Annotated in this window: 1 protein-coding gene; it reads left to right on the top strand. The window is 54.1% G+C overall.

What is annotated here, in order from left to right:
* A partial coding sequence (locus KNQ13_RS15870) for a transposase (protein WP_214773300.1) occupies nucleotides 1-307 on the top strand: 307 nt, incomplete at both ends.

Here is a 307-nt window from a genome sequence, read left to right on the forward strand (position 1 = left end):
AAATACTTCGTTTCCCTGCTCGTCGAGCAGGAGATCAACGAACTGCCGAAGACCGGTTCATCCGTCGGCGTCGACGTAGGACTCAAGAACTTCGCCATCCTGTCGGATTGCACGGTATACAAGAACGACCGTTACTTCCGTTTGCTTGAGAAGAAACTGGTGCGCGAACAGCGCAAGCTCTCCCGCCGTCAACGCATCGCTCTGAACAAGAAAGTCAAGCTTTCCGAGGCGAGGAACTATCAGAAGCAGAAGCGGAAGGTTGCCCGTATCCACGAGAAGATCGCCAACAAGCGTACCGACTTCCTGC

The organism is Exiguobacterium sp. s128, from assembly GCF_018618815.1.
Classification (GTDB): Bacteria; Bacillota; Bacilli; order Exiguobacteriales; family Exiguobacteriaceae; genus Exiguobacterium_A; species Exiguobacterium_A antarcticum.